General features: G+C 41.9%; 24 protein-coding genes and 1 other RNA gene. 17 read left to right on the top strand and 8 right to left on the bottom strand.

Annotated features, from left to right (window positions below):
* Positions 1–20: 20 nt before the first annotated feature.
* From SWP_RS14470 to SWP_RS14450, 7 genes are all read left to right on the top strand, one after another.
* Positions 21–455 carry a hypothetical protein gene (locus SWP_RS14470; protein WP_020913290.1) on the top strand — a complete coding sequence of 145 codons (435 nt, stop codon included), beginning with the start codon at positions 21–23 and terminating at the stop codon, positions 453–455.
* An 8-nt stretch (positions 456–463) separates the two neighbouring features.
* Entirely contained in the window at positions 464–691 is a 228-nt protein-coding gene (locus SWP_RS14465) for a hypothetical protein (protein WP_020913289.1), read from the top strand.
* 60 nt (positions 692–751) lie between these two features.
* On the top strand, positions 752–1561 hold the full coding sequence (locus SWP_RS14460) for a DNA methyltransferase family protein (protein WP_020913288.1): 810 nt from the start codon (positions 752–754) through the stop codon (positions 1559–1561).
* 227 nt (positions 1562–1788) lie between these two features.
* A complete protein-coding gene (locus tag SWP_RS23955; protein WP_044555957.1) occupies positions 1789–1989 on the top strand; it encodes a hypothetical protein in 201 nt (66 codons plus the stop codon).
* A gap of 4 nt (positions 1990–1993) precedes the next feature.
* Complete coding sequence (locus SWP_RS23550; protein WP_187148504.1) at positions 1994–2167, top strand: helix-turn-helix domain-containing protein; 174 nt, start codon at positions 1994–1996, stop codon at positions 2165–2167.
* Complete coding sequence (locus SWP_RS24215; RefSeq protein WP_187148503.1) at positions 2157–2324, top strand: hypothetical protein; 168 nt, start codon at positions 2157–2159, stop codon at positions 2322–2324. The genes SWP_RS23550 and SWP_RS24215 overlap by 11 nt, the downstream gene beginning before the upstream one ends.
* The gene (locus SWP_RS14450; RefSeq protein WP_020913286.1) at positions 2299–4794 is read left to right on the top strand and encodes a toprim domain-containing protein; all 2496 of its coding nucleotides are present in this window, start codon (positions 2299–2301) and stop codon (positions 4792–4794) included. The genes SWP_RS24215 and SWP_RS14450 overlap by 26 nt, the downstream gene beginning before the upstream one ends.
* Before the next feature lie 192 nt (positions 4795–4986).
* Here the strand turns inward: SWP_RS14450 and SWP_RS14445 are convergent, their stop codons facing one another.
* Positions 4987–5472, bottom strand: a complete 486-nt coding sequence (locus SWP_RS14445; RefSeq protein WP_020913285.1) for a hypothetical protein — start codon at positions 5470–5472, stop codon at positions 4987–4989.
* A 142-nt stretch (positions 5473–5614) separates the two neighbouring features.
* On the opposite strand from SWP_RS14445, the gene SWP_RS14440 reads away from it, so the two are divergent.
* The 6 genes from SWP_RS14440 (at position 5615) to SWP_RS14420 (ending at position 9116) form a co-directional block, all read left to right on the top strand.
* The gene (locus tag SWP_RS14440) at positions 5615–6403 is read left to right on the top strand and encodes a hypothetical protein (RefSeq protein ID WP_044555956.1); all 789 of its coding nucleotides are present in this window, start codon (positions 5615–5617) and stop codon (positions 6401–6403) included.
* Between the two features lie 104 nt (positions 6404–6507).
* Positions 6508–6831, top strand: coding sequence for a hypothetical protein (locus tag SWP_RS14435; protein WP_020913283.1), 324 nt, complete (start codon positions 6508–6510; stop codon positions 6829–6831).
* A 108-nt stretch (positions 6832–6939) separates the two neighbouring features.
* Positions 6940–7617 carry a recombinase family protein gene (locus SWP_RS14430; protein WP_020913282.1) on the top strand — a complete coding sequence of 226 codons (678 nt, stop codon included), beginning with the start codon at positions 6940–6942 and terminating at the stop codon, positions 7615–7617.
* On the top strand, positions 7565–8197 hold the full coding sequence (locus SWP_RS14425) for a hypothetical protein (protein WP_020913281.1): 633 nt from the start codon (positions 7565–7567) through the stop codon (positions 8195–8197). The genes SWP_RS14430 and SWP_RS14425 overlap by 53 nt, the downstream gene beginning before the upstream one ends.
* Positions 8198–8206: 9 nt before the next feature.
* Complete coding sequence (locus SWP_RS24210; RefSeq protein ID WP_020913280.1) at positions 8207–8362, top strand: hypothetical protein; 156 nt, start codon at positions 8207–8209, stop codon at positions 8360–8362.
* A gap of 94 nt (positions 8363–8456) precedes the next feature.
* Positions 8457–9116: a hypothetical protein gene (locus SWP_RS14420; protein ID WP_020913279.1), complete on the top strand. Its 660-nt coding sequence runs from the start codon at positions 8457–8459 to the stop codon at positions 9114–9116.
* A gap of 9 nt (positions 9117–9125) precedes the next feature.
* Here the strand turns inward: SWP_RS14420 and SWP_RS14415 are convergent, their stop codons facing one another.
* On the bottom strand, positions 9126–9455 hold the full coding sequence (locus tag SWP_RS14415; RefSeq protein WP_044555955.1) for a hypothetical protein: 330 nt from the start codon (positions 9453–9455) through the stop codon (positions 9126–9128).
* A 180-nt stretch (positions 9456–9635) separates the two neighbouring features.
* Between SWP_RS14415 and SWP_RS14410 the strand changes: the two genes are divergently transcribed.
* Positions 9636–11288 (top strand): TIGR04141 family sporadically distributed protein, encoded by a 1653-nt coding sequence (locus tag SWP_RS14410; protein ID WP_044555954.1) that lies wholly within the window; start codon positions 9636–9638, stop codon positions 11286–11288.
* 218 nt (positions 11289–11506) lie between these two features.
* Positions 11507–11603, top strand: an RNA gene (gene ffs / locus SWP_RS23265) — signal recognition particle sRNA small type.
* Positions 11604–11765: 162 nt separating this feature from the next.
* Here the strand turns inward: ffs and SWP_RS14405 are convergent.
* From SWP_RS14405 to dinG, 6 genes are read right to left on the bottom strand one after another with little or no spacing between them, the layout of a single operon-like run.
* Complete coding sequence (locus tag SWP_RS14405) at positions 11766–12032, bottom strand: late competence development ComFB family protein (protein WP_020913276.1); 267 nt, start codon at positions 12030–12032, stop codon at positions 11766–11768.
* A gap of 42 nt (positions 12033–12074) precedes the next feature.
* Positions 12075–12995 carry a histone deacetylase family protein gene (locus SWP_RS14400; RefSeq protein WP_020913275.1) on the bottom strand — a complete coding sequence of 307 codons (921 nt, stop codon included), beginning with the start codon at positions 12993–12995 and terminating at the stop codon, positions 12075–12077.
* Between the two features lie 11 nt (positions 12996–13006).
* A complete protein-coding gene (locus tag SWP_RS14395; protein WP_020913274.1) occupies positions 13007–13726 on the bottom strand; it encodes a DUF2057 domain-containing protein in 720 nt (239 codons plus the stop codon).
* A gap of 10 nt (positions 13727–13736) precedes the next feature.
* Positions 13737–14399 (bottom strand): primosomal replication protein, encoded by a 663-nt coding sequence (locus SWP_RS14390; protein WP_020913273.1) that lies wholly within the window; start codon positions 14397–14399, stop codon positions 13737–13739.
* Complete coding sequence (locus SWP_RS14385; RefSeq protein ID WP_020913272.1) at positions 14396–15169, bottom strand: sulfite exporter TauE/SafE family protein; 774 nt, start codon at positions 15167–15169, stop codon at positions 14396–14398. Before SWP_RS14385 ends, SWP_RS14390 begins: the two co-directional genes overlap by 4 nt.
* A gap of 8 nt (positions 15170–15177) precedes the next feature.
* Positions 15178–17250: an ATP-dependent DNA helicase DinG gene (gene dinG / locus SWP_RS14380; protein WP_044556464.1), complete on the bottom strand. Its 2073-nt coding sequence runs from the start codon at positions 17248–17250 to the stop codon at positions 15178–15180.
* 101 nt (positions 17251–17351) lie between these two features.
* Here dinG and SWP_RS14375 point away from each other — a divergent pair, with 101 nt between their 5' ends.
* Complete coding sequence (locus SWP_RS14375) at positions 17352–19736, top strand: DNA polymerase II (RefSeq protein WP_020913270.1); 2385 nt, start codon at positions 17352–17354, stop codon at positions 19734–19736.
* A gap of 232 nt (positions 19737–19968) precedes the next feature.
* A complete protein-coding gene (locus SWP_RS14370; RefSeq protein ID WP_020913268.1) occupies positions 19969–21174 on the top strand; it encodes a porin in 1206 nt (401 codons plus the stop codon).
* Positions 21175–21808 lie beyond the last annotated feature (634 nt).

Below are 21808 nucleotides of genomic sequence, written 5' to 3'. Positions count from 1 at the left end.
CTCATCGCAAAGGAAAATCTATGTTTCGAAATCTATTCAGAAAATTGTGGTCATGGCTGAGGGAGATATGGAGTCTCTTCAAAACCATTGACGGTGCAGTATCTAAAGAATCTCAAAGTAAAATCATCACCCCAACCAATACGCGGTCTAACGCGCTAACACCTACATCAAGCTTAAGTTATCAATCACCTGCTATCCGGCACCGATATGTTGAGCTCGAAGGCTATGCCGAGAACCTGCGTATAGATAGCAAGGGACGTTATGACTTGCGGCAATTAGCAAGGTTTGCCGAGAACTTCGTGTGGATAAGCCCTGACTCAATCGATGAGTTCATCACTGGTGGCATGGATTACGACACTGATTATATCGACGGCCAGCGTGTGCTCTGGCTTGATAAGACAGAGTGTATCGAGTGGTCATATCTGCAGTATTCCCCCTTGTCAGACTTACTTTAGGAAGTGACATGAAAATCATGATTCAAACCAACCCTGCCGATGCTGAAAGACGTATTAGTCGCGCCGCAATCGGTAACCCTGATGTGAGCTTAATCGGTACTCAAGTTCACTATAAAGGGAAGCGGGTTGCTAACTATCAAGTTGTACCTGAAGGCATTGAGGTCAATGTGACTGATAAGCCCTGGTACATCACCGAAGCATTAATTGAATCACGCCTGCGGGCACTGTTTAGCTAAACCAACATTCACACCATTAAGGCTCCTTCGGGAGCCTTTTTGCTATCTGGAGTTAATGAAATGTCACATTTACAGCAAGCAGTTAAGTTAGTACAAGAAGGCGACCGTTATAGCGGTCACGGTCGGTTCTTTTCAGAGTTCATTGATGACTGGGCGTACCGTCAAACAGGGCTATACGATCCCTCAAAGCCTCTATCTGAGGCGCAAAGCAAGATTGCCCATCAGTTGTCACATGTTATTCGAAGTGCCTGGGAAACGTGTCCTGGAGAGGATTTCATTGGGCATTTAATAGAGGAGTGCGGTGGTTCTGGCCACTTGTCGTTCTTCAGAACTCCACCAGCACTTAGTACGCTAATGGCAAATATGATGGGCGGGAGCTCTGGTCTAGAGGACTTTGCCGATATCTGCTGTGGCAGCGGGTCGTTGACCTTAGCGCATATCAACCAGACCTTTCTTGATGGTGGTGCAAAGGCGGTTGCTCGCCTAAACATCATGTGTGAGGACCTATCGGGCAATAAGATTAAGGTCGCCATGCTTCAAATCGTTAATCTGCTTGATATTCTAAGTGACGGTAAGCCGCTATATGTTCACAGTTTACAACTAAGTGAGGTCAATAGCTTATCTCGGGAATTTGGATCTGTTCAATATGACTTTACCGGTGCTAATAACCCAAGAAGCCGACTAAGTGAAGAGCAGAAGGTGTTGGTTCATCAAGCGTTGTTAGCAGACATTGATATCGGCGTCATTAGCGAACGGCTGCGGGTGCCGGTTAACTTGGTTAGACGTGAGTGTCAGGTCAAAAATGGTAACGTTTATACTAAGAGTGGTCCGAAAAATAAACGTTACCTTTTGGGCAATGTTCAAGTTTAGGTCGATAAGAAGTAATAGATACGTTTATATAGTTTATTGTAGTTAGGTTTCAATCGAAGTTATTAAGAAACCTAGCTGTCTTCATAGATGAAATAGTTGGTTACTTGCTGGCTCAGCTCACTCCTATATACCTAAATTAGTTGATTTTTGGTCAAACAATACCAAATCTCCCTTCGCTACCTTCCCATCAGCTTAAACTATAAGTATCAACACTACATGGAGTACTAATGATGCATGAAGCAGCCCTGCTTAACGCACGTAATATCGAATTGGAAACCTCACTGTCAGACATGAATGAACTTGTTTATGACTTAATCTTTCTCATTGATGAATATTCACCTTACTTGGGTTCTATGGTGAGTAAGAATCAACGTGATAAGGCAAATGTCATTAATGTTAAGCGTCAGAGGATCTATACCTGGAGGTAAAGTTATGCTGGAGAAAGCACGTCAAGTCATCTCTGATGAAGTCAAAGCAGAAGTTGTTCGGCTTACTCATGAGGGATATAGCAAAGCGAGTATTGCTCGTCACTTTAATATCCATGTCAATTCGGTTTACCGTTTTGTACATGCGAGTAATTTAGTTGAGGTGGGGCATGTTGAATAATGGAAAAGAGATCGCATTAAGCTTGTCTAGCAAGCAGTTTCGTGAACTCACTGAAATCGCGGAAGCTCAAGGAGTGAGTCTTCCTAAAGCAATACGTAACTTAGTTACTGCATATCATAAGGAAATGATAAATGAACCTAGAAGAGATACTCGATAACGACAAGTTTGTCACCGATTTGGACAACGCATTTTGCGACCTTTCACTTGAAGCCGTAGAGCCAGAAGATCTTGATGACGGCTTAAAGCTGACTAGCGATAAAGGTGAGTTTAATCGAGGAGTCATTAAACTTGATGAACACCGCGTAACCATTATTAAGTCAGGTGCAGAAAGCCGAATGCTTTACTTCGATGAATATCACCCAAGTTACTCTTCAGTTGAAGAGTTGGATATTCGAAGGGTGGAGATCGCTCAACGTCGAGCAGGGGCAGTTGAACGTAGGGAAGTCGATGCGCTGAAAAAGGTTGAGCTGTTCGAGAGTGTGCAGACTGCTTATGAGTCTGGCAGTAAAATAGAACACCGATATCTAGCCCGTAAGGGGATCTGTCCCGCTGATGTACGTATTGATTACCGTGTAGCAACATTTAAGTTGTACGGACTTACGACTGAGTGGTTACTTTATCGTATCAATGATAATGCCTATCAAGCAATCATGCCCTTTAAGCCAGTGAATGGGAGTGATAAACGTTATGTTACTCGGCATGCTGATGCGTTGGAGGAGGCGTATGCCGTAATAGGTGAAGGTGAGCCTAAGTTTATCGTGGAAGGTTTTGCTGACGCTATTTCTGCGAATATGGCGACTGGCTCAGCGGTTGCTATTGCTTCAAGTTCAGGGAATGTAGTTAAGTTTGCTAAGGACCATCCAAGCTTAATTTTACTTGCAGATAATGATGATGCGGGTCGAAAGAGTGCCAAAGAGAGCGGGCTTAGGGCTATTTACTGTAAACCTCATAAGGATGTTGATGACTACCGTCGACATGAAGGATTAGACGCGCTAGCAGTTCATATTGAGCAAGAACTCTCACCCATAATTTGCGACTCTCAAGTGCATATCACTGTCGTTTCAGGTAATCCAGGCTCCGGTAAGTCGTATCAAGAATGCGAAAGTGTGTTGCTTGATAATGGGCTGACAGTATACGCGGTGCATAACATAGCAGCCATGAGTCAGCAGGAAGGTAGTCGGGTTAAAGAGTTGGAAGCTATTGCTGAAGATAAAGGCTTGGATATGCCCGATGTTAGACGTGTATATTCAGATAACGAAGGTACAGTCCGAAACCAGTTTAATGAAATCATGAAGGAGTATGATGGTGGTCATTGTGTGATATTTATTACGCACAAAGCACTTGAGATGATTGATTTTACCGATGCTAAAGGTAGGCTGATTATTGATGAAGCCCCTATTCCATATGAGGCATCAACTGTTTCGATGACTGGGGCTGATATCAGTAATGTTCGACGATATCTAAACTATGTTGAGTCGGTTAGTCATGGACGTTCAATTATTAAAATCGAAGGTCTTAATCAAACAGGTCAAAACTTTGTCGCTGAAAGGGGGAATAGAACTAGTTATGCCACAAAAGCACTATGGACAGATCTTAATGTCATCGATAAGTCAGGTTCTACGGTATGTTTCTGGTTGTTGCCTGATGATAATAGCTTTAGTGATTTAGCGCTGTGCGTGGAGTACAAGGTGACTAAATGTCGCGTACTTGATGCCAATGTCTTTAGGCCATTCGAAGAGGTCAGACTGCTTAGTGATGACGCCGAAAACAGCTTGTTCGTTAAAGTATTAGCTAATACTCAGGGTGTAACTTATGACCTAGAGCAGTTGTCAACTCGATATGATGTCGTGGGTAAAGTGAAGAAAATCATTGGTATTACTCGCGGCAAGCTATCTAAGTATAAGCTAGATATTAGGCCGAACTTGAGTAACTTGATTGCAAGAGAACTTGCCAACGAAGTCAATATGGATAATGCGCTGTGGTTACTTAATAATGCTAATCGTGAAGCAGGTGACGCAGTTGCATACCTCGAAGAGAAGGGTTATGAGGTTGCTCATTATAACCCTATGACTCACGGTCGTAATGATTTAACAGAGTTTGAAACTGTCATTATGTGTTATAGCTTAAAACCTGGCCCTGAAGAACTGGCTATCTTGACAGCGCTGGGACTGGGTATGGCAGATATTACAAGATGGCGTGAACATAACGTGCATATGCAAAATATGTTTAGGTGCTCACTACGAGTGGGCCGAGAGGCAACTTGGGTTCTGCCTGACAGTGATTCTGTTGATTACGCTCTCGAGCGCATGAAAGATTTAACAGGTGAAGATCTTAGTGAAAAAGTCGTTTACTTAGATAACCCTGAGCTGATAATTGAGTTAGCTAGTAAGCCTGCTGGAAGGGAAAAACTTGATGGTGAATCACTTTCAGGTGCAGAGAGAACGAAAGCAAGTAAATGGCGTGAAACAATGCCATATCTTAATGAAGTGGCAAAAGATATTGGTGGCATCAAACCGTTACTCGAAGTTGGCCGAAAACAGGCTCAGTCATTTTATGATGTTTATACCTATTCACCTGAGTTTAAATCGGAGGAGTATTTGAATATTCAGCCGTTTAGTGCAGTTTAGTTTGTTCTACAAAAGGTAACATTTATACCAAGAATGGTTCAAGAGTACACGTTACTCTTTTACGGCCTGGAAAAGAAATGATGCTGGTTAAGTAGTCAGTAACTTGATTATTTGTCTTCCATGAAGGCGGTCAATTGACCGCCTTTGTTGTTGAGTGAGGTAGTATTATTGATGCCAGTAAATGTGGGGGGGTTAAGCCGCGTGGGTTAGCTTCAGTTGCTCAGCTTCACGGATAAAAGCTTCGTCTGCCCACCAAGAGAGAAGTGAGCAGGCGTTTCTTCTCTGCTCTTGATATGGGTCTTTACTCCAATCCATGATGTTATACAGCTCAGAGCGAAGGTCAGAGAAACAACTGCGAGGGCAATGGATTCCGAAATCGTCCACAGTCCAGAACTCTGTTGGGTACTCAAGCTTGATGCTGCCAGAGTTATCGATGCTAATAGCCATCATTGCCGTGCATGACTGGAAAATTGCGAGGTATTCCTCATTAACTAGAGCTTCCCATATCATTCTACCTTTCGTGATGGTACTGATATTGGCGTTAGGGTATATCTGGTTGAGGTATAGTTCAGCATGATCCTTATTGAGAAGAACATCAGCAGAGTTCTTGTCGGATAACATCGAAAGATGTTGGCTGCTTTCTGCAGAGCAGGTGGTTGAGTTGAGAGTAGTATCCATTGTTATTTCCCTTTAGTGTTACCGCATGGCCTTATTGCTATACGGTATGCCGCTATTAGAAAATATTTCACTGAGGCAAAAAAGAACGACTCATGTCATGTGGTCGTCCTAGTATTTCTACTTGATATAAAAGAGGTCAGAGTTGAATCAGGAAAAGCAAGATGAAATGTGGATGGACGAAACACTTGGTATGCTTAATAAGTATTTGAGTGATAAAGATAAAAGTGAAAGTAAGGATGAGAGAGTTTTAAGGGAGATTAGGACGAGAGAAGCTACAAGAGCTCTATTAAACTTTGGTGTTAGCTATGTTGAAAACGGGCAAAAAATACCTGAAAAACTTTCTGAATTCCTTGTTCTCTGCATTTCTAACAGTAAGAATAATGAGCATCTTTATGCTCCACTTTTGTCAATCATGACTTCTAATCCAAATCCGCATGATAACTTCTTTAAAGAAGAGTTTGAGCTCAGAATGATCATGCTAGAGATGGTGTGCGGTTATAATCATACGAAAGTATATAGAGCCAGATATGGGAATGTTGTATCCCTTAATATTGATAAGTTTGGACCAGTATTGGCGAAGGGGACTCATCGTAGAACTCACGAGATAAATACCTGTGATCAAATTCTTGAAATAAAAAAAGGTTTTGGAGCAAAAAATAACCTAACAATTACTGAGGTTATGTATGCGGCCTATTCTGAAGGCGCTAATATAGCTTGGGAAAATAAGAAGATGACTTATGAAAGCATTCGGGCTCTTTTTAATACTATTAGGGGCTCAGGGCTAAATACAGACAAGGAAAAGCGCATGGGGTTGAGGGCGCAGTTTAAGGAAATTGAAGGCTTGGCTCTAGATGCAGAAGGAAAGTTTATTGTGGACAAGGAAGGTAAGCTAGTGTCAAAAGTTAATGAACCGAAATCCAACAATCATTAATTCAACACCTTAAGCATCCCTTGTTATAAGTATTGTGGGAGTGCACGCCCAAAAATAAGCTCGCATCTGCGGGCTTTTTCTTTGTCTGAAATTCAGGAGGTCACGTGATTGAGCTAGTTGTACGGCTCTACAAAATAGTAAAACGAGTGTTGAAAGTGGTGTTCAAGGTGATGCCTGATATCTCGCCAGCCAATATTGAACAAGCTAAGCTGGTGGTTGAGTCCATCGCTGCTGAAAGTCGTTGCAGTGAGTACCAGAGGATCTACAGTGATAGGAGCATTCAGGGGAGTAAGCGCGCTTATCTTCTGATGTTAATTGAGCAGCAGGGCATACCGTTCCACTTAAAACTCAAGCGTTTCATCATCGACATAGCAAGAGCCATCAAGCCGCAGCATGGTCTTGCCATAGTCAAACCACTAGTCCATTAAGGCTATACCACAACTGTACCTCGCAAAGCGGTACAGTATAGACCCGCCAGTAACCCCAAACCTTACCAGTACAGAAACACCACCCTAAGTTTACCGATGGAGGCCCATATGGGATTTATCCGAGCATACCTGCGCGTCAGTACTGTTGGCCAAGACGTCATGCGTGCCAAAGAGGAAATTGCAGAGTTTGCTAAAAGTTATCACCAACAAGTCGCATCTTTCTACTTTGAGAAGTTCACAGGTACTTCACTTAATCGACCTGAGTTATCACGCTTGCTAGCTGAGGCCTCAGCAGGTGACATCATCTTAATTGAGTCTGTTGACCGTATTAGTCGCCTCAAGAACGATGACTGGATAGCGCTCAAGAATACGATTGAATCTAAGGGGATTTCAATTGTGGCTCTTGATTTACCAACAAGTCATATCGCTCTTAAGCAAGTGGATACAGGCGATGAGTTTGTTAAGTCAGTTCTTCGGGCTGTGAATGGCATGCTGATCGATATCTTAGCTGCTACAGCCAGGAAGGATTATGACCTCAGGCGTAAGCGTACCCTTGAGGGTATCGCTAAAGCACAAGCTGAAAGACCTGATGCTTATCAAGGACGAAAACGAAACCAAGTACTTTGGGATTCAATTGGCAAGCTACTTAGAACTTCACACACCTATACCGCCATACAGCAAATTACCGGTGCCAGCCGGATGACCATCGCTGCAGTGGCTAAAGAGTTAAAGCATGAAACCAACACACTTAAAGAAAACCATCGACTTTGTGCAGCAGCACAGTAAGCAATCAGCAAAACAGCTTAGGCATTTACTGAAGACTAACCCACAAGCATTTATCGAATTGCTTCATCAGACTTGCGCCTCAGTCAAATCAATCCCTACAAGCGTTAACTTATTTATTAATCATTTTGAGCAGGAACCAACTATGAAAAATCAAGAATCAGTGTCATTCGGTATGAAAATCGTCCTCACCTTTAAGAAGGTAGTTAGCAGTGTTACTCAGTTTTTCTCGACGAAAAAACAACAGGTGAAAGTAATTGTTGCAGCAGCTGCAGTTGCAGGCACGGCATATGTCGCTACAGGCGGTTCGATAGTCGTAGCTTCAGTGGCAGCGATAAAAGGACAAGGCGTAATTGGCGCAGTCATCCAAGGTGCAAAGAAAGTGAAGGAAGTACTCATGATGGCGAGAGAGGTCGTCATTGAAAAGACTAGCCTGTTGCTGGTGGCTTTGAACAGCTTTGGTTGTATCGCAATGGCGAAGTTGATAGAGGCAAAAAATTACGTAGTTAAGAAAGCAAAGCAGCTTCTCGCTTGGGGCAAGGGGTTGTTTGTCTTTGAACCTCAGGTCGATTTTGCAGCTTAAGGGGGAGTGATGTCACTACTGGAGTGGATTGAGCAAATCTTAGCGGTTGTTTCACCATCGATTAGTCATGCAGCTGGAGTAGCAGCAAGTGTTGCTAGCGTATTTGCAAGTATTGCGTGGCTAGTTTCTCAGGCTCTGACCTTTTTGCAGAACTCAGAGATTTAATCATACAGATTAGTTCAGACAATAAATCATGCCTTTCTGCAGAGGGGCATGATGTTTAGGCCTTAACGAGTTGGCCAGTTTTAAAGGAAGCACAATGAAAAAATTATTAATAGCAATGGTCATTACTTCAACGATGCCAGCGTGCAGCGATAACAATCAAACTCCGGCACAAACTTCAGGTATCTCTGGCGTCGTGTCGGAAATTAAAGATGAGAATAAGGCTGAAGAGGTGACAATTGTAGCTGAGGCTTTAAGAGAAAATATCATCGTGCAACATTTGATGCCGATGGCTCAAAATGAGCGCAGAGTTGCAAAGAGAATGGTTCTTCGCCTAGCAAGTAATGGCTGGGTTAACTTGGTTGTTTCTGATTATACGGAGGAGGACAGGGAGGCTAGTGATAAAGATGCACCGCTAGGGACTGCTTATGGCTTGCAGGTACGGAATTTAAACGATGTGAAAAACTTGGCCAGAACAATCAGGGGGATGAATAAGAATGGCAGGGATGGCGAGATTGTTGTTATACCAAGAGACAGTGTTGGCGCATATGTCTTTAATGAATATTCAAATCAATCTATTGAGGCAAACTGTTCAGCAGATTTGAAGGTTATTCGTGTGGCTGCTCAGGGGTATATGATGGTAACGACATCCTGTCATGACTTAAGTGCGATAGATGACGGTATCATTTTCCCGTCAAAACATGCGAGTGTAATTGCTACGCTGCTTGAGAGTATGGCCGCTGAAGTATCTAGTTAATGGCTCTTTTTACCAGAGAGTTTCATTAGGTAGTTCTCCAAAGTATGGATTTAGGTCTGCTGGGATGGTGACCCATTTATTTGGGTTACCTCTCATTAGCTCGATGGCTTTAATTACTGCTGAGCTTACCCCTTCAGCTTCCCAAGCATCAAAACTAATATATAGCAGGTATGCCTTATCTTCTGACTTGATTATGTGTTTAGCACCAAAAATTACTGGATCACCATTCAGTTGTTGTCCAACGCTGGATTTTACATCCGCAGGACGGCTTGCTGTTCCTAATTGCAAGGATAGTCGCTCTTGCAATCTAATGTCTCTTGGGTTACTGGTTTTATTCATAAACACCTCTGATTCTGACAAGATCTCCAAGTGTAGTAAATGTTTAGGAGAGTACTTTCAATATCTCTAATTTGACTGGTCTTTTCTTATACAAGTACTATGTGATATGTGAGTAAATAATATCTATTGTACGAAAAACAAATGCTCACTAAATAACTTCATTTGAATTGGATTGTAAAAATGAAAAGGAATATCGTTGCGTTTCTAGGGAAAGAAAATTTAACCATTTCAGAGTTACAAAATGAGGAAAAGAGATTTACAACTCACCTGTTTGGTGATGTGGACGATAATTTAGTTCTTTGTCTGGCAAGCAGTACTGCACAAGCTGAATGGGCTACTTTGTTTTCCGAGTATGAGGTTGAGCCAGAGAAGTTTAGGCAAAAGTCGGTTAAAGGTGTGCTTTTTGTAAAAGTTGATAATCGTTATGTGATGTTCACCTTTGGTTATGGTCGAAGCTTGATAAACAAGCATTCGATTGAGCGAGGGTTCGGTTTACGGGTCTCAATGAATCTGGGTGACCCTGAACAACTGAAATCAATTGACAAATCTACGTTGGAACGCGTTACTCGAAATACTCGATCTCAGGTTGCCTTAAATTCAGGAATTCAAGATTTTGATTTTGAATTTGATCATGAGATTCTCAAGTCAATTACAGCAATAATAAACCGTCCAGATGATGAACTTGAAATGGTATCAGGTAATGATTCTGTTTCTATTTATACAGAGATTGAGTTTGACAAATTCCCTGAAGTTGCAGAACGACTCGTGACTGCGTACTTTAGTGAAGATTATAAAGAACAATACCCTTGGGCAGAGTTTATAGGCCTAGAATCTGACCCTCTAATTATTAAAGAGTTAGAGTTGAAACTGGCAAAATGTTTTAATGAACGTAATACGTTGGAGTTCTGGCTAGCACCTCCTAGAATTATTGATTATGAAGATTTTTCAGGTTTTGTATATTCAACAAAAACCATCCGAAATGGTTCCCCTTGTAAACACCCACAGTTAAGCTTAGAGGCATTTCTATCAGAAGCTCCATTCAAAAATAATACAGCCATTACTATAGGAGCAATGAAAACTAAAAATATTTACTTGTTAAATGGTAATGACCAACAAATTGATGTCATAGGTTTCTTCGAGGCGTTGAATGGGGAAGTAGAATATAACGGGCAAAATTATATTTTGAATGATGGGCATTGGTATAGCATAAAGAGTTCATTTGCTAGCGAAGTTGAGTCATATTTTCAAAGACTACCAAGGTGGGATGGTTTTGAGGATAAACCTTATCATGATAGAAGAGAATGTTGTTATCTGCGTCGTATAGCTGATAACGAAGAAATAGCAATTCTGGATCAGCATTGGGTGAGACAGAAAGACATCAAGCAAAACTATGAGTTTTGTGACCTGATAACACAGTGTGATCGGATCATTCATGTGAAACATTACGGTGGTAGCAGTGTACTGAGCCATTTGTTCGCGCAAGCTACAACAGGGTTAGATATGTTACTAAACTGTCCTGAAGTTATTCCGCAGATTCGAGAGCACTTAGAGGATACTTACCTAAGCTTTTATTTTGAACCATCAAGCCCTAGGAAACACCGTATTGTTTTAGCTGTTATTCAATCAAGGGAAGGGGAGTTGCACCTACCTTTCTTTTCTAAAGTAAATTTGCGCCATCATGCACGTGACATGGAAAACAAAGGCTTTAAAGTTGAGCTTGCAAAAATAGCAGTAGACCATTCAAAAGTCCCTGATGCTTTAAATAAGTCTGGAAAATGTTCATGTCAATCTAAGACTGCTAAGTGCACTGTTGAACTGACAAAGTCTACATGAAAACTCTATTTTATATCGTTGCCCTCATATCAATTTGCCGTCATTTACAATGCAGTGACTTTTGATACTTAAACATTGTGAGTTAATTCGAGGGCGGCGGCCATAGCCAAGCCAGTTAAAGAGGCTGTGTGATTGTTTTAAATAAGTGGTACACTCAGTGCGACATTAACGATTTAACCCAACTTGGGTCATTTCTGAACTAGTTAATGGGTGCTTACCTCGCGTCCCCCCGCAATGATAACTTGTGAACTCGGCCAGGCCTGGAAGGGAGCAACCGCAGCAAGTGACTCATGTGCCGGGGTGTGGCTCTAGGGAAACCTCCAAACTCTTCTAGTTTCTTGTTAAAAACTCTTAGTTTATTCTCAAATATTACATTGTTCGCGTTTAATCCCGCTAATATCAGTGCCTCATGTTACTTTGATATCCGTTGTCTGGCGCAAGAGAAACCTCTCTACTACTGAAGCTTCCCTTTGTTGTTTAGCCCTCTTTTTTCTGATTTGTCTTTAAAAATGCTCTAGATTCTTCTAACGCTTTATGAATTTCCAACTTCATCTTGGTTAATTCGGCATAATCTTCAAAAAAGTAGGTATCAACCAAGTGTCGAATATATCGAGTCGGTAATTTATTCAATGTAATGCAGCTTAGATCGGCAAGATAGTCAGCAGGTAGTTCATCTAACAAGCCTTCGTCTGAAAGCATCTCAAGTAAAAGAACTTCATAGTAATTTCTAATGTCCAATTGCATATATCTCTCCCTGAGTCATTTTTAATGATCAAATCTATGAATCTATTTATTAAGGTCATTGCCAAAAACGGTATTAGCAGCTAAAAACAGCTGGCTATGTCGAATGTTGAGTTGGTGTTGTTCATTACTGTATCCCCCTCCAATCACACAAGCAATGGGTATTTTGGCTGAATATGCTTGCTGTATTACCACCTTGTCGCGGGCAAAAATACCTTCAGTGCTGATATTAAAGTAGCCGAGGTTGTCATCGGTATGAATATCGACACCGGCATCGTAAATAATGAGGTCAGGTTGATGTAGGCGAATAAGGTAGCTAAGAGTCTGGCTTACGGTTTCTAAGTAGTATTTATCAGTAGTACCGCGAGGAAGCTCTATATCGTAATTCGATTGCTGCTTACGTGCGGGGAAATTATGTTGGCAATGAATAGAACAGGTAATGATTTTATCAAAAGCTGATGCGGTCGTTGCGGTCCCGTCCCCTTGATGCACATCACAATCAAAAATAAGGACGTTATCAATACCTGGTTGTTTTAAAGCTTGTTGAGCGGCATAGGTTAAGTCATTGAAAATACAAAAGCCGCTGCCAAACCGATGGTGAGCGTGATGATAACCTCCACTCAAATGGATGGCACAACCGTATTCTAACGCTTTTAAACAGGCTAATTGTGTACCAGCGACAGAGTGTAAGGTTCTTGCAACCAGTGATTCACTCCAAGGAAATCCAATGCGCCGTATTGACTTGGTATCAAGTGTCCCATTGATAAATCTGCTGACATAGTCTGCACAGTGGGTCTCGGCTAACGCTTTTGGTGTGACCTGTTCAGCAGCGAAAAATTGCGATTGCTTTGCAATGCCTTGCTGTAATAGATATTGGTATAGATAAAGATATTTAGTTGCAGGGAAACGGTGTTTCGAAGGTAACGCCAGCTTGGAATAGCTGGCGTGATAGATGAGCGGTAGCATGCTTTAAAAACTTAAAGCTGTTTGATAGCCCAACTCATAAACTCTTTACGTGTTTTCTCATCTGCGTGTAACCACCAGTACTGTAGCATCTGTTCAGCTTTTGCTGCGTCATCTGCTGTAGTGACCGGTCTATTTGCTGCAGCAGCTGTCGCTGTGACTGCGGTTGCTGCAACAGCTGGTGAAGCTTTACTTACTGGTGCAACTGGCGTTGAAGATGCCGTCGCAGCACTTGCTCCAGTACCTGTTGCAACTGCCGCTTCGACATCAATGTCGGTCGCGGTATTGCCGCTAAACAGGCGAGATACAAAAGATTCTTCTGTAATATTCGTCTGCTTTACTTGGTAGTTTACGTTGCCATTATCGTTACGAGTGATAACCACTTGAGGCGATTTAGCAAACTTTTTGGGGTGCTTAACAAAATCTCCATCTGCAGGCTTCATATGGTACTCATAATCACCATCAACCTTTAAAGTAATAACAAAAGGTGAAGATTTATAGTTGGTTTCACTGTCACTAAAATCATCTTCCACTAGGTCATTGTAGCGAATGGCAATTTTGTGAGTGCCGTTATCCAGTTCAAGCTCAGACTTGTGGTTAAACAGACTGGTTTCAATCTCTTTGCCGTCAAGCGCAATATATTCAAATGACATAGGAATATTTAAATTGGCAGCAAATGCCGCAGATGAACCACATAAAGCGAGTATGGCGGTAAGAGGTAATAGCGGTTTCATTGTAGCTCCTTTAACGATTTTGGCTCTTGAAAGGTCGCTCAAACAATTGGATGCGATCTTCAATGTAGCTAGTAGCTTGTCGGCACTTGCCAAGGCGAGAGTGCTGAGCAAGGATCTCATTCTGTAGCTTGATTTTGTCAGCACTATGACAGTTTTCAAGCGAAGATTGCAAATTTTCAATTTTTTGTTCAATAATTTTAGCCCAGTTCAAATGTTTGTTAAGTTCTTCATACAGTTGATGGCTATTTTGCATAACATTTGAAGCTATCCAGCTAAAACCACTTTGCTGGTGTGCTTTGGCACCTCGTTTTATAGCATGAGCACGACGGGTGCGCTTTTGTTGCTCTAGTGATTTTATGTTGATATTGGTGGTTGCCAACGCGCGGCGTACTGCGCTAAATCTATCTTGGATTTTTTCGCAGCTCGTTATAATAGTATGGAATGAACGCTTGCCATTGATAAGCTGTTGTAGCTGAGCAATGCTTCTTGCGAGCTGTTCGATACAAGGTTTGAGCTGAGCACCTTCTTGTATAAAGAGCTCATTGTTAAAGCGTTCAACATCTTGCATCATTTTACGCTGACCAGCAGGTAACTGAACATCGTGCTGCAATACATCTTGTTCTAACTGTTTTAGCTGTTGCTTGAGTTTATTGATAAGTTCATTGGTATTCATACCCAGGCACTCCAAGCTAACTGGGCTGCAATAAGTAAAATCATGGTGACGAAAATAGGCCTAATAAAGGGGAGGCCAAATTTAATGGCAGAATGCGCGCCAATATAAGCGCCGATCATCATGCATACTCCCATTGCTAGGCCAATACTTATATTGACTTGTCCCATCACAAAAAAGATGATGAGTGACGTTAAGTTACTGGTAAAGGTCATCGCTCGAGCCAGCCCTAAGCTATAAAGCAAAGGCAGTTTGTGCATCCCGGTACTCGTTACTGTCCAAAACGCACCAATCCCCGGCCCGGCAAACCCGTCGTAGAAACCAAGTGGCAGACCTTGTAGCCACTGCTTAAACCTACTTTTGGGTTTCACTGGAATGTCACAGTTTTTGCAACCCATGGCATTTGGCTGAAAAAGAGTATAGATAGCAATAGCAATAATTATTAGCGGTAACCACTTTTCTAGCCATCGGTTATCGATTATCGAAACAATAAATGTACCGATAACTGCGCCGATAAAAGTGGCTATAAATGTGTGATACCACAAGCTAGGAGAGAATAGCCTTTGCTTATAATAAGTGTATGCAGCCATTGATGAGCCAAAGCACGCTGCCAGCTTATTGGTAGCCAGCGCCATGTGAGGAGGTACGCCCATGGTAAGCAAAGCCGGTATTGATAGCAGTCCTCCGCCGCCAGCAACCGCGTCGATAAATCCTGCAATTAACCCTATCAATGCCAGTAAAGCCCAGCTACTCGGGTCTAGTATTAAGTCCAATCGTTGTCCTATTCAATAACACGTCGAAAAGGTGGTAAGGCATCTAATAGAGATTTTCCATAACGCTTGGTCACTAAGCGTCTATCTAAAATAGAAATTCGGCCATAATCCTGTTCTTTTCGGAGTAATCTACCACAACTTTGTACCAGTTTGCGCGAAGCATCTGGGATTGTGAGTTGCAAAAAGGGGTTTCCACCTTTTATTTTAATATATTCTGAGTGAGCTTGCTCTACAGGGGAGGTCGGCACAGCAAAGGGCAGTTTAGTGATGATGAGGTTTGTTAAGTAATCCCCGGGTAGATCGAGTCCCTCTGAGAAGCTGCCAGTACCAAAGATAATACTTGGTTTCGTATCATCACAAAGGGCTTTGTGCCGCTTTAAGATCTCTTGTCGTGGCAAGGTACCTTGAATGAGTAAGTTCGTTTTAATTTTATTTTCGACTAGATCTGCCACTTTTTCCATCTGCCAGTAAGATGCAAACAGCACTAAGCTTGCCATCTCATCTTCAACAAGTGCAATAATCTGTTTTGCCAGCTCATCGGTATAGTTGTCATGAGTTGGCTCAGTGTCCATTTGTGGTAGAAACAGCGTGGCATTTTGTTCAAAGTCAAACGGTGAGTCGAGCGCAAGGTAACGGCTACCATCATTAATAGACAGACCGACTTGATGAGTGAAATGATTAAAATTGTTCAGTGCTCTGAGTGTTGCGCTACAAAGTACAACCCCTGCAGCTTTATCCCAGAGTAAGTTCTCAAGCATAAAACCGACTTCAATTGGTGAAGCACTGAATAAATAATCTGATTGCTTCCCTGTCAGCTGCTCTATCCAGCGAGCCATTGGTGCGCCTTTAGGGTTATCTTGTTTGGCCATCATCCTCCACAGCTTTTGTAAATTTTCGATCCGCTGCAGCATAAAACCTGTTTCTGACAGTAATGCCTCTGATAGGTGTTTAGGGATATCACCATCTTTTATCGCTTCATTGAGCAAGGCGAGCATTTTATTAAACTGTTTTAGTGCAACGTTAGATGCTGTGGCTAAGTTTTCTGCGAGAATAAGCAAGGCTGGGGGCAACTTACCATGTTCGAATCGAAAGCGATTTTCAGGGTTATCGAACTGTTTGGCCTGAGCATCACAAAAATGGGCGACCTGATTTAGTAAACCACTGATATCACCAATATGGTCCAGCATTGCTTGCGCTGGGGCAATAATATAATTGCTTTTAATCTGGTTTTGCAGCTTCGATGTCGTTTTAGTTAGCTTTTCCAGCCAATCGCTGGCGCCTCGAATTGTGGCTTGTGCACTACTAAAATCACGAGCGACGATAGGCAGGTGATGTGCTTCATCAATGACATAGTAAAGATCTTCAGGGTCGGGTAAAATAACACCTCCTCCGAGTTCTAAATCTGCAAACAATAAGCTGTGGTTAGCAATCAGAACATCCCAAGTGTCGATATCTTCTCGGGCTTTATGAAACGGGCAGTTTCTATGGCTGGCAAGTTGTTTGTGACAGCTGTGTTTATCACAAGCTATTTGCTGCCATAGATGATCAGGAAGTGGTTTCGTGAGTGTATCGCGTTCTCCATTCCATCGGGACTCTTTAAAATCTTTAAGTAGACCTTCGAGCATATCGACTTGGCTTTGATCGGGCTTGGATTGCCACATTGCCATTTGGGAGCTGTTGTCTGGACCAACAAGCATCTCTAGCTTTGATAAACACACATATCGCTGACGCCCTTTGACTAAACCAAAGGTAAAATCTAACCCTGAGTGCTGCAGGAAAAAGGGCAAGTCTTTGTGTAGCAACTGCTCTTGCAGTGCCACAGTAGCAGTTGCGATACAGACCTTTTTTTTACTGGCTAATGCCAATGGGATTGTTCCTAGAATATAAGCCAGTGACTTACCAATACCCGTGCCAGCTTCTACCACTATTATTCGGCGCTGCTTATCGTATTCCCCCGCAAGTGTTTTTGAGATCTCAGCGACGATATAGTTCTGTTCTCGCCGAGAACGAAAGTTGGGCAGAGACGAGGCGATGCCTTTATATATAGTACGGATCTGGGTTTTAACGTCTGCGGATAACATGAATGCACTGGTCCAGTAAATAATGCTGTACATAATAACAGTGATTACATAGCCTAAGAAGAGATAAGTGATTATTCGTGAATTTAATTGAGTCTTTAGCCATGAATCCTACTGTTAGTGCGTCACAGATATTGAAAGGTCGTGTGCTAACTCGTCACGTCACCCAGCAAAAAACGGGATTAAGTTTAGAATATGTGCTCGCCACCGCATCTGGCCCCGTCATAGTTGAAATTCCGGAGCAAGAGCACGTTTGCTTTATTCGAACAACTGATGAAGGGCTGCTCAGCGAGCACCGAGAGCTTAGCAATATCCGCTGCAAGCGTTTGCCGCTAAGAAACTTCCAACGCGAAAACGTTAGCGCACTTTACTGCAGTGATATAAGGCAACAACGAAATTTGATTCGAGTTGCTAAAGACCAAGCCATAGAACTGTATGAAAGTGACATTAAGGCAGAACATCGATTCCTCATCGAGCGTTTTATCGCTTTAGATACTGAATTTATTGGTCATTATGTGGATGCTAAACAAGGTATAGAGCCAAGGTTTATCGCTAAAAAAGCTCGACCAGCAGAGCTGGTACAGCCTCTTAAAGCCATCTCGCTTGATTTTGAATGTAGTTTTTCTGGTGAACTCTATTCTGTTGGCTTATATGGCCAAACGGAAAATGGTGCCGTATTTGAAAAAGTGATAATGGTAGGGCAGCCTCAAGAGGTTGAGGTTAATTATATTCAGTGGGTTAACAATGAAGTGGCATTGATCCATGAGCTTGTCGCTTGGTTTAAAGAATACGATCCAGATATCATTATAGGCTGGTCTGTAGTGACATTTGACTTAGCATTGCTATATCGCCGCGCTAAACATCATGGCATAGCACTGGCCATTGGACGCAATAACCAAAATCTATCTTGGAAAGTCGAAGATAAATATCGACCAGAGACGCTCTCACTTTATGGCCGAGTTGTGCTTGATGGCATTGATTGGTTAAAAGCTGCTTTTTACCAATTTGATCGCTATTCACTGGAATTTGTTTCGCGAACATTGCTAGATGAAGGGAAAGCTATCGACAATGTTGGCAATAGAATGGATGAGATTAATGACCTGTTTGCCAATGATAAGCCTGCCTTAGCTCATTACAACCTAACTGAGAGCCGATTGGTATGGGATATATTTAAGAAAACGCAGTTGTTTGATTTTGCTATCGAGAGAGCCAAGTTGACAGGCTTGGAACTTGGGAGAGTTGGAGCTTCTGTGGCTGCATTCATGAACCTCTACTTACCGCATTTACATCGAAGTGGTTATGTTGCGCCGAGTACTCCTGCCAGTGATGGTATTGAAAGCCCTGGCGGTTATGTAATGGATTCAGTTCCAGGCTTATATAAGCACATCTTGGTGTTAGACTTTAAGAGTCTTTATCCATCGATAATACGCACATTCCTCATCGACCCTAAAGGCCTAGTAGAGTCGGTGCAGGAAGATGACTCTGAAACAGTAGCAGGTTATTTAGGTGCAAGTTTTAGTCGTAAAACCCCCATATTACCGCAGTTGATTAAGCACCTTTCAGAGCAAAGAGAGCAGGCCAAAGCCAACCAGGATGCTCCATTATCTCAAGCAATTAAAATTATCATGAATTCGTTATACGGGGTGCTTGGCTCTCGTGGCTGTGTATTTCATGATGCCAAGCTTGCAAGTTCCATCACAATGCGTGGCCATGAAATAATGAAACAGACACGGAGCTGGATAGAGGAGGAGGGCTTTGAAGTTATTTATGGTGACACTGACTCGACCTTTGTGTGGTTGGGTAATGATTATGACGAACAACAGGTGCAAGCGACGGGTAAACGCTTAGCATCAAAAGTTAATCAGCAATGGCGACAAAAGTTAACCGACGACTTTAAACTAGAGAGTTTTCTTGAGTTGGAGTTTGAAACCCATTTTGAACAGTTTTTTATGCCAACGCTCCGAGGCTCAGCCGAAGGTTCTAAAAAACGTTACGTCGGTACAAAGCTAACCGTTAAAGGTGAGAAGGAGTTGATTTTTAAAGGAATGGAGCAAGTGAGAAGTGACTGGTCTCCCTTAGCTAGACGTGTGCAATATGAGCTGTATGAGCGACTGTTCAATCATCAAGATGTAGAGGGCTACATTAAATCCACGATTGAAAAACTAAATCGAGGAGCCTATAGCGAGGAGCTGATCTTCGTAAAGAATTTAAGGCGTAACCTTGAAGACTACACCGCAAAGTCTTCTCCACACTTAAAGGCAGCTAGATTACTGTTTGACGCTACCAATGATGAGAGCGTGACCAAAAGAGGAGCAAGAATAGAGTACGTGATGACAATATCAGGCGCAGAACCTGTTTCCCACCAAACATCTCCCATTGATTTTGATTACTACATTAATCGCCAGTTAGGACCTATTGCCGAACCAATACTTTCAATAATGAATAAAAGTTTCAGCCAAGTAACATCAAATCAGATGACGTTAATTTAAGTTCTGAGCTATTAACGAGCTGCTGATTAAATGTTAACAAATGGTTTAATCCTTTGTTGGTTGTGGTTTCTCTAGTTAATTTAGTGCAAAACATGGCTAGTTTTGTGATGTTCGTCTTTGAGTGATTGCTAATCTTTTGCTAACCTCGTTCGCAATTAGGACAGAAAGAAAACAACGGAATGGAATAAATATTGATGAAGCAGACTGAACATAATTAAAGGTTAGGCATTACATGAAAAAGACTTTAGTAGCATCGGCTTTGGCCGCAGTGATTTTTGTACCAACAGCATCAGCAATCGAAGTATACAAAGATGATAAAAACGCAGTAGAAATCGGTGGCTGGATTGATGCACGAGTGATCAATACTCAAGGTGCTACAGAAGTTGAAAATGGATCTTCACGTATTAATTTTGGTTTCACCCGTGATATGGGTGAAGGCTGGAAGACATTTGCTAAAATTGAGTGGGGCGTTAACCTAGTAGGTAATAGCTCTATCACTAACTCTAGTAATAATGGTGGTAATGAATTTACCTCAGAGAGCAATGATTTCCTAAGCACTCGTTTAGGTTATGTCGGTTTAGCGCATGATACCTACGGTTCATTAACCTTCGGTAAGCAGTGGGGCGCATGGTATGACGTGGTTTACAATACTAACCTTGTGAATACTTGGGATGGTAATACGTCTGGTACTTATACGCTAAATAAAGCAGATGGCGCAATAAACGGTACAGGACGTGGTGATAAAACAGTTCAGTATCGTAATGCATTCGGTGATTTTAGCTTTGCTGTACAAGCACAGCTAAAGCAAGACAGCTTTGATCTATTTGAAGGCGATAATTTCCCAGGTTTTAGTGACGGCACAGCTGTTCCTACTCAAAACAAGATCGCAACAGTAGAATACAATAACACTTATGGTGCATCTGCTACTTACAACGTAACAGAAGACCTTATCCTTACTGCGGGTGCTAACGTTGGTGAGTTTGAAGCAACATACCTAACAGGCAACACTGTGAGTGAAACCGACCTTATTTTTGGTGCTGGTGCGACTTGGGGTGAGTTCAACGGCAAAGGGTTCTACGGTGCAGTCAACGTGAACAAACAAGAGTACCATGACACCGATAACTTGAACCGTTATATCCCTGAAGCATGGGGTATGGAATCTCTATTCTCTTATAAGTTTGATAACGGTCTACGTCCACTGGTTGGTTACAACATTTTGGAAGCTGGCGATGAGTATGGTAATGCATACAACGGTGATGTATTTAAACGCCAATTCTTACTTGTTGGTTTACATTATGTATGGGATGACAACACAATGTTGTACCTAGAAGGCCGTAAGGACTTCAGTGATTTCACTAGCTCAGATAAAGCACAACAAGCAGCAATGGAATTCTCTGAAGATGACGGCATCTCAATCGGTATTAGATACTACATGTAATCATAGACGTAATTACTCTCGTTGAGTTCTGACTAGAGTGATAACGTTTTAAAAGCCAGTAGCTTTATGTTACTGGCTTTTTTTTGCTTGTATTTGACATGAAGGTACCTCACGTCCGGCGGAGGCGATGTACCTTCCAAGCGTTACATAATTTTTCAAATCAATTTAATTTGTTTAACACCGCTATAGATGAGTATTTACCAAAGCTAGTACTCAAATAATTCCTACTAAAGCTAGTCAAGAAGGACGGATGTAGTCCAAGTAAAAAATAGTAAGCTTATTAGCTTATAAAACTCCAAGAAATTATCTTTTTGAATACCTGCCTATTAGCAATATCTAGTGTTTGAACGTTATCAATTCCGGGTTAGCTAGATGAGCTTTAAAGCTGCTAAAAGCCAAAGTGAGGCCGATAGGTATAAAATTAACTACGTGACGTGTTAAAGCCTAGCAAGGAGCAAAAATTAATGTTTAGTGCTAATTATATGTAATGAAATCATTCGGCTGAAAATGATGAGGTAAGCACTGAGTGATGTGCTGATACTAAGGGATATAATTAATGGACTCTAAATGGAGGCTTAAGAACCGTAAGTCAGTTAGATATCTCACATTAAATTGAGGAAGACGATATTGCTTA

It is taken from the genome of Shewanella piezotolerans WP3, assembly GCF_000014885.1.
GTDB classification, from domain to species: Bacteria; Pseudomonadota; Gammaproteobacteria; order Enterobacterales; family Shewanellaceae; genus Shewanella; species Shewanella piezotolerans.
This window is presented reverse-complemented; position numbering and strand designations above follow the sequence as displayed.

What these genes read in the sequence shown, in the direction of transcription:
- SWP_RS23955 (WP_044555957.1), top strand. Translation starts at nt 1,789, where the DNA reads ATGATGCATGAAGCAGCCCTGCTTAACGCACGTAATATCGAATTGGAA.
- SWP_RS14470 (WP_020913290.1), top strand. Translation starts at nt 21, where the DNA reads ATGTTTCGAAATCTATTCAGAAAATTGTGGTCATGGCTGAGGGAGATA.
- SWP_RS14445 (WP_020913285.1), bottom strand. Translation starts at nt 5,472, where the DNA reads ATGGATACTACTCTCAACTCAACCACCTGCTCTGCAGAAAGCAGCCAA.
- dinG (WP_044556464.1), bottom strand. Translation starts at nt 17,250, where the DNA reads ATGTTATCCGCAGACGTTAAAACCCAGATCCGTACTATATATAAAGGC.
- SWP_RS14395 (WP_020913274.1), bottom strand. Translation starts at nt 13,726, where the DNA reads ATGAAACCGCTATTACCTCTTACCGCCATACTCGCTTTATGTGGTTCA.
- SWP_RS14430 (WP_020913282.1), top strand. Translation starts at nt 6,940, where the DNA reads ATGGGATTTATCCGAGCATACCTGCGCGTCAGTACTGTTGGCCAAGAC.
- SWP_RS23550 (WP_187148504.1), top strand. Translation starts at nt 1,994, where the DNA reads ATGCTGGAGAAAGCACGTCAAGTCATCTCTGATGAAGTCAAAGCAGAA.
- SWP_RS14420 (WP_020913279.1), top strand. Translation starts at nt 8,457, where the DNA reads ATGAAAAAATTATTAATAGCAATGGTCATTACTTCAACGATGCCAGCG.
- SWP_RS24210 (WP_020913280.1), top strand. Translation starts at nt 8,207, where the DNA reads ATGTCACTACTGGAGTGGATTGAGCAAATCTTAGCGGTTGTTTCACCA.
- SWP_RS14400 (WP_020913275.1), bottom strand. Translation starts at nt 12,995, where the DNA reads ATGCTACCGCTCATCTATCACGCCAGCTATTCCAAGCTGGCGTTACCT.
- SWP_RS14425 (WP_020913281.1), top strand. Translation starts at nt 7,565, where the DNA reads ATGAAACCAACACACTTAAAGAAAACCATCGACTTTGTGCAGCAGCAC.
- SWP_RS14465 (WP_020913289.1), top strand. Translation starts at nt 464, where the DNA reads ATGAAAATCATGATTCAAACCAACCCTGCCGATGCTGAAAGACGTATT.
- SWP_RS14390 (WP_020913273.1), bottom strand. Translation starts at nt 14,399, where the DNA reads ATGAATACCAATGAACTTATCAATAAACTCAAGCAACAGCTAAAACAG.
- SWP_RS24215 (WP_187148503.1), top strand. Translation starts at nt 2,157, where the DNA reads ATGTTGAATAATGGAAAAGAGATCGCATTAAGCTTGTCTAGCAAGCAG.
- SWP_RS14370 (WP_020913268.1), top strand. Translation starts at nt 19,969, where the DNA reads ATGAAAAAGACTTTAGTAGCATCGGCTTTGGCCGCAGTGATTTTTGTA.
- SWP_RS14405 (WP_020913276.1), bottom strand. Translation starts at nt 12,032, where the DNA reads ATGCAATTGGACATTAGAAATTACTATGAAGTTCTTTTACTTGAGATG.
- SWP_RS14410 (WP_044555954.1), top strand. Translation starts at nt 9,636, where the DNA reads ATGAAAAGGAATATCGTTGCGTTTCTAGGGAAAGAAAATTTAACCATT.
- SWP_RS14415 (WP_044555955.1), bottom strand. Translation starts at nt 9,455, where the DNA reads ATGAATAAAACCAGTAACCCAAGAGACATTAGATTGCAAGAGCGACTA.
- SWP_RS14460 (WP_020913288.1), top strand. Translation starts at nt 752, where the DNA reads ATGTCACATTTACAGCAAGCAGTTAAGTTAGTACAAGAAGGCGACCGT.
- SWP_RS14375 (WP_020913270.1), top strand. Translation starts at nt 17,352, where the DNA reads ATGAATCCTACTGTTAGTGCGTCACAGATATTGAAAGGTCGTGTGCTA.
- SWP_RS14450 (WP_020913286.1), top strand. Translation starts at nt 2,299, where the DNA reads ATGAACCTAGAAGAGATACTCGATAACGACAAGTTTGTCACCGATTTG.